Below are 15134 nucleotides of genomic sequence, written 5' to 3'. Positions count from 1 at the left end.
GGCAAAAAACCTGACGAGAAGGTCTTGGATGCCGCCGAGGCGGTTGGCATTGCCGAGTGAGCGGCGATGATCGTTCTCAACGGTACTGTCGCAGATACCACCACTCGTAGAAGCGCTTGGCCTGGTGACCGAACCAGGACGGCGGCAGAGTGAACAGCCGCTCCGGCGTGCGCCAGACCAGCATCCCGCGATCCAGCATGTCCACGATGCAGATCAATTCGGTCTTGAAGGTCGCGGTCGCCGACTTGCCGTCCAATTCGGCCAGCAAGTTGGCGGCGGCGGCTCGCGCTTGCAGGTCGGCGATGTGGGCCTGCTTGGGCATCCAATCCGGCCCCGGAAAACTGCCGGAGTCGCCAGCCACGTAAACCCGTTCCCAGCCCGGCACCCGGCATTGCGCGTCGACCTGAATCAGCCCGCCCGGCGATTTCGGCAAATCGGTATCGTCCAGCCAGGCCGGACCGGTCATGCCGGGCATGAACAGGATCAAGTCGGCATCGAAGGCCCCTCCTTCCGTCACCACCTGATTGGCCTCGAAGCGAATCATTTTATGACCGAGCCGGGTTTCGATATCTAGCTCGCTCATCATCCGCAACAGACGATCGACCGCCGGCGGCCCCATCCGTTGCCCCGGACGATCGGACGGACTGAAAAACACCAACTCGATGCGATCGCGCCGGCCCTGACGCCGCAGCAGCTTGTCGATGCCAAACAGGAATTCGAACATCGGGCCACCGCGCATGGCCGACGGCTCCTTGGGATTGCTGGCAAAACCGATGGCAATCGTTCCGCCGTCCAGCGCGTTCAAGCGATCGCGGATCGTTTCGGCCACTTCGATGCTGGCGCAAGGAATCAGCGCGTGTTCGATGCCCGGCAAACGCCGCAGGAAACGGCCCCCGGAACCAATGATCAATCCATCATTATCGATCGATCCGGTATCGGTCAGCACCCGCCGGCCGCCATCGGCCAATCCGGTGACGACACCCTGATGGAAATTGAGCTTGTGGCGCGCCAGAAAGGCGTGTAGGTCGAGGCGTAAATCCGCGCCTTTCCGCAGTCCGCTCGGAATCCAGATCAGGCTGGGATAGAACACGAATTCCGGATGCGGTGCGACCAGGGTGATATCGGCGGTGGGGACCAGCGCGCGGATTCGCTGGGCGGCGGTCAGGGCGGCGAAGCCGGCGCCGATGATGGCAATACGGTGCATGGGGATTCTCTGGCGATGGGGCAACAACCCATTATCCTACTTTGGTTGGTCTCGCCCCATGACAAATCGCAGCTTCAAACGTCAGCGTTTTCAGCGGGCGCGTCGGGGTCGGGCAGGGATTTGGCGAGTTCGATGTCCGCGTAGGCTTGTTCCCGATCTTCGAGGTCCCCCACGATCTTGGCGATGCGGTCGTAGCGCAGGGCCACCCAGAAACGCAGTGCCGGCCAGTTTCGCAATCCGACCGCGACCCGGATTTCCCGATAACCGGTTCGGGCGGCCCGCCGTTCGAGTTCCTCGACGATCTCTCGGCCCACGCCTCGCCGTTGCCAGCGTGGACGTAGGAACAAATGGTCGACGCAGAGCGTTTCGGGATGGCCGCGATGAACGCTCAGCAGCCCCTGCAGCTCGTCGTCGCTCCGGTGTCGGACCAAGAAGCTGCGTTCATGCGCCGAATGACCGTTGGGCGGCAGCGTGTCGTGGCGCAGCACGCTCAAGGCCCGATGCTCCAGGTCTCGTTCCGGCCCCAGCAGCCGGAACACCGCCTGGTTCTCGGCCAGGATGGAGGCCACCGCCGGCAAGTCGTGTTCGCGGGCTTCCACGAACCGGCAATGGTTCGTTTCCCAAATCGAGGCGAGGAGGTTCATGAGATTGAGGCAACTCCTGAGTGGGTCGACCGATCCGTTGGGCGCGGATCGTCAACAGTGAAGGGAGCCCATGGGGGAGTCGCCGCTCATAACTCGCGGATCACCCGGCAGGGGTTACCGACCGCCACCACCCGCGCCGGCAGGTCGCGCGTCACCACGCTGCCCGCGCCGACGACGGTATCGGCGCCGATCTCGATGCCTGGCCCGATGATGACGCCGCCGCCGATCCAGGCGTTTTCACCGATCCGAATCGGCGCGGCCATTTCCAGACCGCTGGCGCGCTCCGTGGGATCAAGCGGATGATAGGCGGTGTAGATTTGCACTCCGGGGCCGAACTTGCAATTCGCGCCCACCTCGACCCGATTGCAGTCCAGAATCACGCAGTTGAAATTGAGATAAACGCCCCGCCCCAGATGGATGTTGGCACCGTAGTCGCATTGGAACGGCGGCTCGATCCACACCCCCGTGCCCACTCCGCCGAGCAATTCCCGGAGGATGGCGTGGCGTTGCTCGGGGTCGAGCGGCGAGCTGGCGTTGAAGCGCGCGGTCAGCAGTCGCGCCCGTTGTCGAGCCTGGACCAGTTCCGGGTCCGAGGAACGATAGGGTTGGTCGGCCAGCATTTTTTCGCGTTCGGACGGCGGCATGAGGTCTCCGTGGGCAGAGTTGTCGGGTCGGGCGCGATATCATGGCGAGCGATATTCACACCTTATTTTTTGGCTTGGACCCAAGCGATTTGCCGGTCGGGTCCGCGCGGTAATCGCATCTCACGGGAATCCATCCTATTTTGATCGCAAGGGTTCGCCGACCAAAGCATTTCATGCACCACCCGCCAGCTTGAGTCCGACTTGGACGGCGGATAGAGTGTCGTTCCCGTGGCGCGTGGGGAGTTTTCCGTGTCCGGTGCCTGTCGAAGAGGCTTCACCTCCAGAGGAGAGATCTTTCACCATGCCGACGCTTGCGGCTCATCCGAACGCCCAGAACGAACCGGTCCTGCTGGCGTGCGGACTCGTCAAACAGTTTGCCAATCGCCGCGTGGTCGATGGGGTGGACTTGCGCTGTCGGGCCGGTCAGGTGCTGGGCCTGCTGGGCGCCAATGGGGCCGGCAAAACCACGACTCTGCGGCTGTGCTACGGGTTCCTTCAACCCGATGCCGGCACGATCCGCGTGGCGGGGGTCGACCGACACACCGATCCCGAGGCGGCCGCCCGGTGGGTGGGGGTCTGCACTCAGGACGACACCTTCGACACCGATTTCACGGTGCGCGGCAACTTGGAGCAAATGAGCCGCTACTTCCGCCCTCGCCCGCCCGCCGTGAAAGCGCGGGTTACCGCCTTGCTTGAGCGTTTCGGGCTGGACCGCTATGCGAATGCCAAACCCGACATCCTCTCGGGCGGCTACCGGCGCCGACTCATGCTGGCCCGCGCCCTGGTCCATGAACCTCGGCTGTTGTTCCTGGACGAACCCACCACGGGGCTGGACCCGCAAGCGCGCCTGGAGGTCTGGGAATTGATCGACACCCTCCGGCGTGAAGGGTTGGGTATCGTCCTGACCACCCATTACATGGACGAAGCTGAGCGCCTGTCCGACGAATTGCTGATTTTGCGCGAGGGCCGTGTCGTGGCGGCCGGGCACTCCCGAGCGGTGCTGGGCAACCTGATCGGTGAGCACATGCTGGTGCTGGACGCCCGCGATCCAGCGGTGTCGGTGGTCCGCGACTGGGTACGGCAGGCGGGCCTGCCGGAACCCACCCGGGTACTTTCCAGCTTGCACCTCGCTCTGGATGGGCCGGGTCTGGCCCAATTCAGCACCCGGTTTGGCGATCTGCGCTTCGAGGTCCGCCCCCCTACCCTGGACGACCTGTTCCTGAAACTGGCCGAACCATCATGATCCCCTCCTACCGCGCCGCTTTTCAGTGGCAGAGCCGCGCCGTTCTGGGTCGACACCTGACCGTGTACCGGCGCAACTGGCATACGGCCGCGCTGCCGCCCCTGCTGGAACCGATCATTCTGTTGCTGGCGTTCGGGGTGGGATTGGGTGGTTTCATCCCGGAGTTCGCCTGGCGCGGCCGGCCCGTCTCCTATCTGGCCTATCTGGCGCCCGGCATGTTGGCCTATACCGCGTTCATGACGGCGTTCTTTCAGGCCCTGTTCGCGGCCTACATCCGCATGCATTACCAGAAAACCTGGGAAGGGCAGCTCGTCACCCAGCTGCGTTTGGAACACGTCGTCTGGGGCGAAGTGTTGTGGGCCGCCACCCTGGGAACGGTCTACGCCCTGATCGTGACCTTGGTACTGGCGGGGTTCTCCGTGACCGGTTGGTTGCAACTGCACTGGGCCAGCGCCTTCCTGGTTCTTCCCCTACTGTTTCTCGCTGCCCTGGCTTTCGCCACGCTGGGGCTATTGTTCACGGCGCTCGTGCCCAGCATCGACCACATGAATATTCCCTTTTTCCTGGTGATCATGCCGCTGGGGTTCACCAGCAGTACCTACTTCCCGCTGGAGGGCGACTCCCCCTGGACGCAGGCTTGGCTGGTCCTGAATCCCTTGCACCACTTGGCGGAAGGGATTCGCCTCTTGCTGCTGGCCGGCGAACCGAACCACCACTTGGTGGCCGCCTGTGGTCTGTTTTTGTTGATGATTCTGATCCTGATACCCGTCGACGAGCGGCTGTTGCGACGCCGGGTGTTGGGAGAAGGTTGAGGTTTCAGCGTTGCCATTACCGGTCGGCCGACAGCGAACTGTCCTGTCCGATCCGCCGGTAGACCGTTCCGGTGAAGAGCGCCAGCAGCGTCGATCCGCTGCGTACCTCGACCCGATAGACCGCCGTGCGTCGTCCCAGGTGAGCCTCGGTGGCCAGCGCCTCGACTTCCGCCCCGGCTTGACTGGCTTGCAGATACTCCATGTGGGCGGCGAGCGCCACCGCCAGGGTTCCGTGCGAATTGGACGCCAGGGCGAAGGCGGCATCGGCGACGGCGTACAGAAAGCCGCCGTGCGCCGAGCCCCAACTGTTGAGAAACTCCGGCCGGATGGTGCCCCACACCCGCGCCTGTCCGGGCCTGGGCACCTCGCCTTGCAGGCCGAGCGTGATCATGAAGGGGTCCAGCATACGATTTTACCCTTGCGCAACGTTCGAAAAAGCGGGCGTCCGACGGCTGCGTTACGCTTGCCATCGAGAGCTTGTAATGACCTGTGTCAAACTGAATCTTCCGACCCGGAACCATGTTACCGAAGAGTTCGAAGGGCGATAAGTCCGAGCACCTCGATTTCAACCCGTTGGTGAGGACTATCATCTATCATCGGGCGAGGATTGATTCAGCCTTCAAGGAACGCCCGATGCAAGGCCATGCCCCGCCATGCCTCACCCAACTCCGGGAATCCACTTTCGCTCAACACCTGGTCGTCAACGGCTCGCGCCCGTCGGCGGATGCGGTGTGGCGACTCCGGCCGTGCCCGGACGATAAACCACCGAATTCGTTGCGGGAGACGGCCTGCCGCGCTTTCCGAAGCGGTCGGGTTCTCCGGGAGCGCTGATGGCGGGGCTGCGCCTGGACGGCTTATCCACCGCGCTGCTGCGGGAGGTCGATCTGACCCTGGTGGCGGGCGAGAGACTCTTTCTGTCCGGCGCATCGGGCTCGGGCAAGAGCCTGTTGCTGCGCGCCGTCGCCGATCTGGACCCGCATCGCGGCGAGGTCTGGCTCGATGAGCTGCCCCGCTCTCGCTTGACGCCGCCGGAATGGCGCCGCCGGGTGGGTTTGTTGCCCGCAGAGAGCCATTGGTGGGCGGAAACCGTCGGCGAGCATTGGCGGGCGCCGACCGCCGGTTCTCCCATCGAAGCCTTGCTTGTCGCCCTGGGCTTCGATGTCGACGTGAGCAATTGGGCCATTACTCGGCTGTCCACCGGCGAACGCCAGCGTCTGGCGCTGGCGCGTCTGCTGCTGAACCAGCCTCAAGCCCTATTGCTGGACGAAGCCACCGCCAACCTGGACTCGGTCAACCGGGAGCGGGTGGAGACGATGCTGGAGGATTATCGCGCCGCTCACGCCACCGCGATGCTGTGGGTGAGCCACGATCCCGAGCAACGGGTTCGCCTGGGTGGACGGCGGCTGGTCATTCGCGAGAACCGGCTGGAGCCCGAGCCATGAACCTGATCGCCTTGAGTGTCTGGGACCTGATCCTGGCCGCCGGTCTGGTGGTGGTGTTGGCCGCTCTGTCCTGGCGGCTGTGCCTGGGTGTCGAGCGGCGGATACTGGTCGCCGCGCTGCGCGGTACGGTGCAATTGATGCTCGTCGGTCTGGTCTTGAAGCAACTGTTTGCCCAGGCTAACCCGGTGCTGATCGGGCTCATCGTCCTGGTCATGTGGTCGGCGGCGGGTTGGGAAGTGCAAAGTCGGCAGAAACGCCGCTACACCGGACCTTGGGGCTATGGTATCGGCACCTTCTCCCTGTTTCTGTCGTCCTTCAGCGTCACTTTGCTGGCGCTGCTGGTGATTATCCAGGTTGAGCCCTGGTATCAGCCGCGGTACCTGATCCCCCTGCTGGGTATGCTGCTGGGCAACACCATGAGTGGAGTAGCCATCGCCCTGGACCAACTGACCCGCCAAGCCTGGGATGCTCGGGGTTGCATCGAAGCCCGCTTGCTGCTGGGGGCGACCTGGGAGGAAGCCATCGCCGATCTGCGCCGCGAGGCGTTGCGTTCCGGGCTCATTCCCATCGTCAACGCCATGGCCGCAGCCGGCCTGGTGAGTTTGCCTGGAATGATGACCGGTCAGATCCTGGCCGGCAGCCCTCCCCTGGAAGCGGCCAAATACCAACTTCTCATCCTGTTTTTGATCTCCGCCGGTACCGGACTGGGAGCGATGGCGGCGGTCTGGATCGGTTCGCGACGCCTGTTCGACGATCGTCAGCGCCTACGTCTGGATCGGCTAACCGCGGCTCGTCGATAAGCGGGCCGGCGACAAGGTTGCCCAATGCCCGCCGCGTCGCCCCGTGGATTCGTCGAAGTGCAGCGGGCCGGACAAGGCGAACGGGCGGAAGATCCGGCAAAGCGTCCATGGGCTCCCGCAACCATTCCAGGTAGTATTGCGCCCGGGTCGCCGGGTGCTTGCCAAGCAGGATTGGCCGCGCAACATCCTTGCAAACCGCCGCTCTCCCTGCCCCGGCGTCACTCGCGGCGGTTTTGAGTGCGGTCAGGCCGCTTCAACTCACCAGAACGGGTTGGGGCAATACGATGCTTTTCCAATGCGCGACCTGAGCGCGGGTTTTCCGGACAACGCCCCGGTCGGACGGATCTAATGAAGGGATGACGAACAACAACAATCCCATCGGGATGTTCGATTCCGGGGTGGGCGGGCTGTCAGTGCTTCAGCACATCCGCGCCGTTTTGCCACGGGAATCGTTATTGTACGTAGCGGACTCGGGCCATGCGCCCTATGGTGGCAAGCCGGTCGATTTCATCGTGCGTCGGTCGCTCGCCATCACCGAATTCCTGCTGGAACAGCAGGCCAAGGCGGTGGTGGTGGCCTGCAACACCGCCACGGCGGCGGCCATCGCTCGGCTGCGCGCCTGTTTTTCCATTCCGATCGTTGGCATCGAACCCGCGCTCAAGCCGGCCGTGGCCGCGACCCGATCTGGCGTGGTCGGCATTCTGGCCACCGGCAACACCGTCCGCAGCGACAAGTTCGCCGCTCTGCTCGACCAGCACGGCCAGCGGGCGCGAGTGATCGTGCAGCCCTGTCCAGGGCTGGCCGATTGCGTGGAACGAGGCGACCTGCACGGTCCGCGTTGCCAGATGCTGCTGGCGCGTTACCTGCAACCGCTGCTGGCCGAGGGCGTCGATACCCTGGTGCTGGGTTGCACCCATTACCCGTTCCTGATCCCGGCGATCCAGCGGCTGGCCGGCCCGACGGTCGCCATTCTCGACCCCAGTCCGGCGGTGGCTCGGCAATTGCGCCGCCGGCTGGAAACCGGAAGCCTGTTGACCGGAGAGCCCGCGACCGGCGGCGTGCGATACTTCACCAGCGGTCCGCCCGAACCGACCGCCGCGTTGATGGCCCGCTTGCTGGAACATCCGGTCAAGCTCGAAACGCTGCCCGAGCAGGTGCGCCACGACACCTTGGAACGCTTAAGACCTGAAATTTGAGACTTTTCGAAGGAGCCTTCCGCCATGCAGCAGGAATCCGGCCTTCCCCTGGCCGACAGCAACTCGGATCCTCGGCGCTTTCCATGCACGCAGTGCGGCGCGTCGCTCGAATACGCCCCCGGCACCGAGGTGCAGCGCTGCACCTACTGCGGCCATGAAAATCGCATCGCCGTTGCCCCCGCGACCATCGAGGAACAGGATTTTCGGCAAACGCTGCGCGATCTGGCCAATACCACGACCGTTCGAGAAAGCGTTTCCGTCCACTGCGATTCCTGCGGAGCCTCCTACAGTTTCGATGCCGCCGTGCACGCCGGGGAATGCCCGTTTTGCGACGCGCCGGTGGTGGCGAAAACTGGGCGACATCGCGAGTTGCAGATCCAGGCGCTGTTGCCGTTCAAGATCGGGCGCGATCAGGCCCGCGCCGCATTTCGTCAATGGCTCAAAGGTCTATGGTTCGCGCCCGGCAAGCTCAAGGATTACGCCCGCAGCGATGCCCGCCTGACCGGCATGTACGTGCCCTACTGGACCTATGACACCGACACCACCACCCGCTACCAGGGCGAGCGCGGCGACAACTATCAGGTTCAGGAGAGCTACCGCGCCATAGAGAACGGCCAGGAGGTCGTGCGTACGCGCCTGGTGACCAAGGTCCGCTGGAGCCCGGCGGCGGGCGTGGTCTCCCGGTTTTTCGACGACGTGCTGGTGCTGGCCAGCCGCTCGTTGCCGCGCGTAGTCACCGAACGTTTGGAGCCCTGGGATCTGGCCCAACTGTTACCCTACCGGGAGGAGTATCTCAGCGGGTTTCGCAGCGAGATGTATCAGGTGGAGCTGGACCAGGGTTTCGAACGTGCGCGCGAGATCATGGCGCCCACCATCCAGCGCGACATCCAACGTGACATTGGCGGCGACCATCAGCGCATCCACGCCGCCGATACCCGCTACGGCGAGATTCGCTTCAAGCACATCCTGCTGCCGGTGTGGATGTCGGCCTTCCGTTTTCGCGACCGGGTCTACCGCTTCGTGGTCAACGGTCGCAGCGGCGAGGTGCAGGGCGAGCGGCCCTACAGTCCCTGGAAGATCGCCTTCGCCGTCTTGTTGGGGTTGCTGCTGCTCGGCGGCGGCATCGCGGTCTGGCAACATTACGAGGAAGGCGCTCGGAGTCGACCACAATTCGACTATCGGCCACGATTCGGCGCCAGTCCGCGCGAGTGCGGCGGGAACGCCGTCGACGCGGTTTGCGGGTCGCCGGTGGCGCTGGTGGGACGACCGCCTGTCGCTCGACCGGTCGGGTGAGGGTTTTGCGGGAAACACCGTCGGCATGGGGCGCCGCGTTCGCCGCCCCACCTCGACCGCTCAGGGAATCCCCAGCACCTTATGGGTTTGCAGGCTCAACCGCCACTGCGGATGGGCCAGGCAATAGGCGATGGCGGCTTGGGTATGAGCGTTCCGGTCGGGACCATCTAGCGGTTGCAGGAAGAAATACCGGAACGCCAAATCCACGAAACACGCCGGTTGCGCTTCGGGTTCGGACTGGGGATACACTAATTTCAATTCATCGCCCTGAACGAGTCTCAAGGCTGCATCGGCTTTGGGGCTGACGCAGATCCAGTCCAGGCTGGACGGGGCCGTCAAGGTGCCGTTGGTCTCCACCGCCACCTCGAAGCCTCGGGCGTGCAGGGCGGCAATCAGCGGTTCGTCCAATTGCAGCAGCGGCTCGCCGCCGGTGCAGACCACGTAAGGCCGGGCTCGCGGCGCCTCGGCGGGCCAACGAGCGGCGACGGCGGCGGCCAGCGCGTCTGGCGTGGCGAATTTTCCCCCACCCGGCCCGTCGGTGCCGATGAAATCGGTGTCGCAGAACCGGCAAACGGCCTTCGCCCGATCCGCTTCCCGGCCACTCCACAAGTTGCAGCCGGTAAACCGACAGAACACCGCTGGCCGGCCGCTGTGGGCGCCTTCACCCTGCAAGGTGTAGAACAACTCCTTGACCGTGTAGGCCATGCGCGGACGGTCAGACCGGCAATGCCGGTCCCTCCTCTCCCCAGCACAGCAGCGCGCCGCAGCCGGGGGTTTGCTCCAGGTCGATGCGATCCAGGGGTAGCCCGCAATCGGCCAGCACGGCTTTGATCCACCGCAGCAGGCCGGCCGGATCGGCATCGTCCAGTCCCGGTAATTCATCCAGCCGGTGATGGTCGAGTGCTCGGTAAATCGGCTCGAACCGGGCTTTCACTTCGCCGTAATCGACCGTCCAACCCCGGACCTCGTCCAGCGGCGCGGTCAGGTGCAAGCGGATCCGATAGCTGTGTCCGTGCAACCGGCGGCGCGGATCGTCCGCCGGCGCCCGCCGCAGGCGCAGAGCGCTATCGAAGGTTCGCTCCTTCCAGATACGGTAATGCCGACCGTCGTAATGGCAACCGGCGGTGGCGGTTTCATAGACCGTAACCCAGGACAACGGCGGGAGTTGTGGTCGCAGGCGCTCCCACAGCCAGCCAGCCAGCCGTTCGCTGGTCGGGTTGTCCAGGCCGGGCAGTTCGTTGAGACAGGCATGGTGCAGTTCGGCGTACAGCGGCGCCCACAGCGCGTCGATCCGGTCGTAGTCCACCCCAAGATCGCGGTCGCCCAGATCCTGATCGGCGTGCAGGATGACCTCGAAACCGTGACCGTGCATTCGCCCGCAAGGATGGCCGGGCGGAACGTGGGGCAACTGGTGGGCGGCCTCGAAGCGGAAGCGCCGCCAGAGGTGGGCGTGGTCGCGATCGTCCAGATCGACGCCGCGATCGCGGGTGCTGTGGATGCCGACGCTGGCGAGGCCGGGCAGGTCCAGTCGCGCCCGCAGCCAGCGGACCAGATTTTCGTCGGTCGGCGTCGGCAGATGCTCGTTGAGGAGGGCGTAATCCAGCGGCGCCACCGCCGCTCGCAGCCGCTCGGCCAGCACATCGCTTTCGGCCCCTGGAAACGACGCCACCGCCGGGGGGAATTCAGCCCGGACCCGCGCCAGGAAGCTGTGTCCGTGCAGGCGGCGGGCGCGGTGGCCCGCCGGCAGGATATCGACCTGCCTGGCCGCTTCGAAGGGGGCGGCCGCCGTGAAGTACAGCCGGGCGTTCACGGTGCCGGTTCCCGGAACCGTTCCAGCAGGGGATCGGGAATACCGGCCTCGGCGAACCCCTTGGCGCGCAGTTGACAGGCCGGACAGACCCCGCAGGGGGGTTGCAGGCCATTGTAACAAGTGTGGCTGTCGGCCAGTGCCGGCAAGACGCCGAGGTCGCGGGCCATCCACACCGTTTCCGCCTTGGATTTGAACATCAGTGGAGTGTGGATGGTGATCTCGTATTCCATCCCCAGCCGGATGGCCTGCTCTAACACCTGGAGCGTGGTCTGCCGGCAGTCGGGATAGCCGCTGTAGTCGGTTTGGGCCACGCCAGTGACCAGATCGTGAATCCCGCGTGGATAGGCGAAAGCGGCGGCAAAGGTCAGGAAGATCAGATTGCGCCCCGGCACGAAGGTGGCGGGCAATTGGGTCTGGGCGTCCACGCCGGCTTGCACCGCGATGCCGGGATCGGTCAGAGCGCTGCCGCCCAGGGCGGCGAAGGTGTCGATCGGCAGCACGACGTGCGGGACGCCGGCCCGGGCGGCGATCCGTGCGGCGCAGTCCAGTTCGATCCGATGGCGCTGGCCATAGTCGAAGGTGATGGCCTCGACCTGACCGGCGCCGAATCGGTTCAATGCCCAGTACAGGCAGGTGGTGGAGTCCTGCCCGCCGGACAGGACGACGAGGGCGGGGTTCATGGACGGTATTTCTCCGCGCGAGGGTGCCCGGTCAAGGTTCAGGGTTGTCGGGATGTTGGCGCCGCGATCGGGCGGCAAGGACAGCGAGGCGGATAAACGCCGTTGCGATGGTGGTTGGGCTCAACTCAGGGAACTCTTGGCGTCTTTCTTGGATTTCTTTTCGGCTTTTTTCTCTTTCGGAGTTTTGGTCGGTTTCTTCTTGGTTTCTTTCTTGGCGTCGGTGCCTTTACTCATGACTTTTTCTCCTCGTGATCTTGCGTGAGTTTTGATTTCCCCAGCGTTCGGTTGGAGCGGGGTTCCATCGGTGCGGGGCTGGAAGTGGCAGCTCTGTTTTTCGCGTCTTGTAGACCACAGCTTACCTTGCTTTGGACGGCCCGCTCCCAAAAAAAGTCGGCGGTGATGAATCCAAATCGCGTCGTGCCGCGTAAGTAGGATTACAGCCGCTGACCATGCGGCCACTTTCAACCCAAACACCGCAAAGGAGCATCGACCATGAAAACTTTCATCGCCATCACCAGCTTTGCCCTGACCATCGGCCTGTCCGGGGTGGCTCACGCCGGTTTCAACGACCAGGGGCCGACGATTGACACCACCCCCGCCCGCGCGGCTTGGCAGGATCCGAGCCAAGTGCCGGTCGTCCACGGCTTCAACCAGCAGAGCCACCACGCCGTGGCGGTAACGCCCTCCTCTCGTAGCGGCGGCGATTCGATGGCATTGGGCACGAACTGCGAGCTGAACCCGCGCTTCGGTTTCCAGAACAGCAATTCGGGCGTGAGCTGCTGAGATTCACGGATCCGGTGGAGCCGCCCCGAATCGTCGCCACCCCCGCAAAGGGTCGTGGCGTCGGGACGGCAGTCACCCAACAAATTGATTAATATCTTGAAATATAAGGTATTCGGCTCCGGCCGCCATCCTGGCCATAGCTTGCGCGAGTCGGGTGAAGTCCACCCGTTGTTCTGGAGAACGCGCGATACGTCACACTTTTCGCACCGGACCGGGGTATTGAGCCACCCAGGCATCGGCGGTCAGCAAGGTGATGCCTTCAACCAGTGCTTGCGCGATCAGAAGGCGGTCGAAAGGATCTTTATGGAGGGAAGGCAAGCCATCGATGGCAACGGCATGTTCGCTGCCGACGGGCAACTCAAGATAGCCGTTATCCAATAGCCCTCGGCGCAGCAGGCGGGGATTCACCTGAAAATCCTTGCGGCCCAGCCCGCCCTTGATGGCGATTTCCCACACGCTGGCCGCGCTGAAAAACAACTCATTTTCCGGTGCACCGATCAAGGCATGCGCCTCCGCCGATAAGCGGTCCGGCGCTCCCGCCGCCCACAGCAGCAGATGCGTATCCAGCAGCAACTTCACGCCTCATCACCGAACAGCCGCTCGATCTCGGTGCTCCCCATCCGGTCGAAATCCTCGGGCACGGCGATTTGCCCGGCCATAAAGCCCAAACGCCGCTGTTGCCCGGCCTCGGGTGCATGCAACGCCATGACCTTGACCAGCGGCTTGCCGGCCTTCGCGATCACGAAGGGCTCGCCTCTGGCCGCCTGCTCGATGAGTCGAGACAAATGCGTCTTGGCTTCGTGGATGTTGACGGTCTGCATCGCGCGGACTCCAGTAGACTAGATCATCATAGTTTAGTCTTTACAGGAAAGCGCCGCCATTCGCTGGAAGGCTTGATCGCGTGGACACCTATGCTCCGACGATCTACCGGGGCGACATCCCGCAACTGCGCTACGCCCGCGCCTGGGAAGTGAAGCCATGGCAGGATTCTGAGCCAGATGCCCGTCGTCCACGGCTTCAACCAGCAGAGTCACCATGCCGTGGCGGTAACACCCGCCTCTCGTAGCGGCGGGACGGCGGGCACATCCAACAAATTGACTCATCTCGGGAAAATAGCACGATATTCGGCTCCGGCTGGAAAAGGGTGGAATCCACTCGCCGTTTCCGAGAACACGCCCTATTCATCTTTGCGTCAAGGTTGCACAGCTTTCGCTTGGGGAAAACCGTCGAATCCGAATGAAACGGGTTGCCCGTCGAATGGAGTCGGTCGAGTCAGCGTGACTTGACCTGAGCGGCGCATTTCGGACAGCATCCCACTACTTCCTCCTGACGAGCATCCATCCTCATGCGACCTCTTTCCCCCGCCGGCCAGCAGGCGATTCACGATCTGGCCCAACGGCACGGCTTCAGTCCAGCGGCCGTCCACTGCATGCTCGAAGCCGTGATCCACGGTAACGGCAGCATGGCGCAGTTCAACCACCCCGAATTCGGCGGCTCCGGCCAATGGATGTCGGGCGGCATGACCATGGTGTCGGATCTGTTCAACCATGCTCTGAAAAGCCGAGTCGATGGTTTGTGCAGCGAACTCTCCAACCTGATTGCCCAGCAGCCTGGCCTGATACAGAGCGGCAGCTTCCAGTCGCAAAGTCAAAGCGGCGGCCCTGGCCAGCAGCAAGCCAGTTATGGTGGTAGCCAACAGCAAAACAGCGGCGGTGGCCAGCAACAACAGAACGGCGCCGGACCGGTCGGGCCGGTCAGCCTGTTCGTGCCCCCCCGCCGCCGACGCGGCCGGCGACTGGTGGGGTAGCAGTCTGCGTTGGCCGAACAGCACCGGTGCCCAGAATGGAGTGCGCTACGCCTATTTTGCTCAGGCACGACGGTTAGCCATTGAAGTCGGCGGCCGAGTGACGATCTACGATACGCTGGATCATCAGATCGGCGGGTTCTCGCAGCAGCAGGGCTACGGCGGATCGCTGACCTTCTCCAGCCAGTACGGGCTGGTGGAGGTCGCGAGCCTGCCAGTCGTATCGGTCGATGGCTCTCCTCCACCGGAAGCTCCAGCCGAATGGGCGCCGCCGCCCGCGCCGTCCGACAACAACCCGGTGCTGCCGAGCCGAGGCCAGGACGATCTCTTTGCTCTCATCGAACGTCTCGCCGAGCTGCGCGCCAAGGGGATTCTCAGCGACGAGGAGTTCGCGGCCAAGAAGACGGAGCTACTTAGCCGGCTCTGATACAGCTCTGCATCCGGCGCGGTCAACCCTCCCGAGACGGGCCATTCGTCAGCGGCGGGAATTCGGGATGGGCGGACTCTTGGCGGCGCACGGCGGGGTTGTAGCGCAGGCAGTTGGGCACGCAATCGCACTCGAAGGCGATCTTCATCGGCGCGATCCGGCCCTCGTTCTTGAGTTGGAACAAGCGCGGCACCACTCGATCGCGCAGGGTTTCCGGGTCGATGGTGTTGACGTAGATCTTGGTGCCGCCCTCGAAACCGGCCGGGGTCGATACCCGCCACTTGATCAGCACCCGCCACGGCATGGGCACATCCACGTCGGGCGGCTTGTAATACCACTCCTCGTTGCAGGG

General features: G+C 64.0%; 17 protein-coding genes and 1 pseudogene. 8 read left to right on the top strand and 10 right to left on the bottom strand.

Features of this window, described 5'->3' with window-relative positions:
- Positions 1-76: 76 nt before the first annotated feature.
- From E4P82_RS17385 to E4P82_RS17375, 3 genes are all read right to left on the bottom strand, one after another.
- Entirely contained in the window at positions 77-1204 is a 1128-nt protein-coding gene (locus E4P82_RS17385) for an NAD(P)/FAD-dependent oxidoreductase (protein WP_169250066.1), read from the bottom strand.
- Positions 1205-1278: 74 nt separating this feature from the next.
- Positions 1279-1848 (bottom strand): GNAT family N-acetyltransferase, encoded by a 570-nt coding sequence (locus E4P82_RS17380; protein WP_169250065.1) that lies wholly within the window; start codon positions 1846-1848, stop codon positions 1279-1281.
- An 86-nt stretch (positions 1849-1934) separates the two neighbouring features.
- Complete coding sequence (locus E4P82_RS17375; RefSeq protein WP_169250064.1) at positions 1935-2492, bottom strand: sugar O-acetyltransferase; 558 nt, start codon at positions 2490-2492, stop codon at positions 1935-1937.
- Between the two features lie 301 nt (positions 2493-2793).
- Here E4P82_RS17375 and E4P82_RS17370 point away from each other — a divergent pair, with 301 nt between their 5' ends.
- The gene (locus tag E4P82_RS17370; RefSeq protein ID WP_169250063.1) at positions 2794-3735 is read left to right on the top strand and encodes an ABC transporter ATP-binding protein; all 942 of its coding nucleotides are present in this window, start codon (positions 2794-2796) and stop codon (positions 3733-3735) included.
- Complete coding sequence (locus E4P82_RS17365) at positions 3732-4547, top strand: ABC transporter permease (protein WP_169250062.1); 816 nt, start codon at positions 3732-3734, stop codon at positions 4545-4547. The genes E4P82_RS17370 and E4P82_RS17365 overlap by 4 nt, the downstream gene beginning before the upstream one ends.
- Positions 4548-4563: 16 nt before the next feature.
- On the opposite strand, the gene E4P82_RS17360 is transcribed toward E4P82_RS17365, so the two are convergent.
- The gene (locus E4P82_RS17360; RefSeq protein ID WP_169250061.1) at positions 4564-4953 is read right to left on the bottom strand and encodes a hotdog fold thioesterase; all 390 of its coding nucleotides are present in this window, start codon (positions 4951-4953) and stop codon (positions 4564-4566) included.
- A gap of 424 nt (positions 4954-5377) precedes the next feature.
- Here E4P82_RS17360 and E4P82_RS17355 point away from each other — a divergent pair, with 424 nt between their 5' ends.
- The 4 genes from E4P82_RS17355 to E4P82_RS17340 all read left to right on the top strand — a co-directional run bounded on the left by E4P82_RS17355 (position 5378) and on the right by E4P82_RS17340 (position 9278).
- Positions 5378-5989: an ABC transporter ATP-binding protein gene (locus E4P82_RS17355; RefSeq protein ID WP_169250060.1), complete on the top strand. Its 612-nt coding sequence runs from the start codon at positions 5378-5380 to the stop codon at positions 5987-5989.
- Complete coding sequence (locus E4P82_RS17350) at positions 5986-6789, top strand: ABC transporter permease (RefSeq protein WP_169250059.1); 804 nt, start codon at positions 5986-5988, stop codon at positions 6787-6789. Before E4P82_RS17355 ends, E4P82_RS17350 begins: the two co-directional genes overlap by 4 nt.
- A 356-nt stretch (positions 6790-7145) precedes the next feature.
- Positions 7146-7985: a glutamate racemase gene (gene murI / locus E4P82_RS17345; RefSeq protein WP_169250058.1), complete on the top strand. Its 840-nt coding sequence runs from the start codon at positions 7146-7148 to the stop codon at positions 7983-7985.
- A gap of 24 nt (positions 7986-8009) precedes the next feature.
- Complete coding sequence (locus tag E4P82_RS17340) at positions 8010-9278, top strand: TFIIB-type zinc ribbon-containing protein (RefSeq protein WP_211203197.1); 1269 nt, start codon at positions 8010-8012, stop codon at positions 9276-9278.
- 60 nt (positions 9279-9338) lie between these two features.
- Here E4P82_RS17340 and queE read toward each other — a convergent pair whose 3' ends face one another.
- From queE to queC, 3 genes are read right to left on the bottom strand one after another with little or no spacing between them, the layout of a single operon-like run.
- Positions 9339-9983 (bottom strand): 7-carboxy-7-deazaguanine synthase, encoded by a 645-nt coding sequence (gene queE / locus E4P82_RS17335; protein WP_169250057.1) that lies wholly within the window; start codon positions 9981-9983, stop codon positions 9339-9341.
- 10 nt (positions 9984-9993) lie between these two features.
- Complete coding sequence (locus E4P82_RS17330; protein WP_169250056.1) at positions 9994-11088, bottom strand: 6-carboxytetrahydropterin synthase; 1095 nt, start codon at positions 11086-11088, stop codon at positions 9994-9996.
- Positions 11085-11768 (bottom strand): 7-cyano-7-deazaguanine synthase QueC, encoded by a 684-nt coding sequence (gene queC, locus E4P82_RS17325; RefSeq protein WP_211203196.1) that lies wholly within the window; start codon positions 11766-11768, stop codon positions 11085-11087. Before queC ends, E4P82_RS17330 begins: the two co-directional genes overlap by 4 nt.
- 492 nt (positions 11769-12260) lie before the next feature.
- Here queC and E4P82_RS17320 point away from each other — a divergent pair, with 492 nt between their 5' ends.
- Positions 12261-12551, top strand: coding sequence for a hypothetical protein (locus tag E4P82_RS17320; protein WP_169250055.1), 291 nt, complete (start codon positions 12261-12263; stop codon positions 12549-12551).
- A 192-nt stretch (positions 12552-12743) separates the two neighbouring features.
- Here E4P82_RS17320 and E4P82_RS17315 read toward each other — a convergent pair whose 3' ends face one another.
- Positions 12744-13130, bottom strand: coding sequence for a type II toxin-antitoxin system VapC family toxin (locus E4P82_RS17315; protein ID WP_169250054.1), 387 nt, complete (start codon positions 13128-13130; stop codon positions 12744-12746).
- Positions 13127-13372 carry a type II toxin-antitoxin system Phd/YefM family antitoxin gene (locus E4P82_RS17310; protein WP_169250053.1) on the bottom strand — a complete coding sequence of 82 codons (246 nt, stop codon included), beginning with the start codon at positions 13370-13372 and terminating at the stop codon, positions 13127-13129. Before E4P82_RS17310 ends, E4P82_RS17315 begins: the two co-directional genes overlap by 4 nt.
- Before the next feature lie 524 nt (positions 13373-13896).
- On the opposite strand from E4P82_RS17310, the pseudogene E4P82_RS17305 reads away from it, so the two are divergent.
- Positions 13897-14782, top strand: a pseudogene (locus E4P82_RS17305) (SHOCT domain-containing protein).
- Positions 14783-14804: 22 nt separating this feature from the next.
- On the opposite strand, the gene E4P82_RS17300 reads toward E4P82_RS17305, so the two are convergent.
- A partial coding sequence (locus E4P82_RS17300; protein ID WP_169250052.1) for a DUF4921 family protein occupies positions 14805-15134 on the bottom strand: 330 nt, incomplete at its 5' end.

Source organism: Candidatus Competibacter phosphatis (assembly GCF_012939995.1).
GTDB classification, from domain to species: Bacteria; Pseudomonadota; Gammaproteobacteria; order Competibacterales; family Competibacteraceae; genus Competibacter; species Competibacter phosphatis.
The sequence above is the reverse complement of the archived record's forward strand: the minus strand, read 5'-3'. Positions and strand labels throughout refer to the sequence as shown.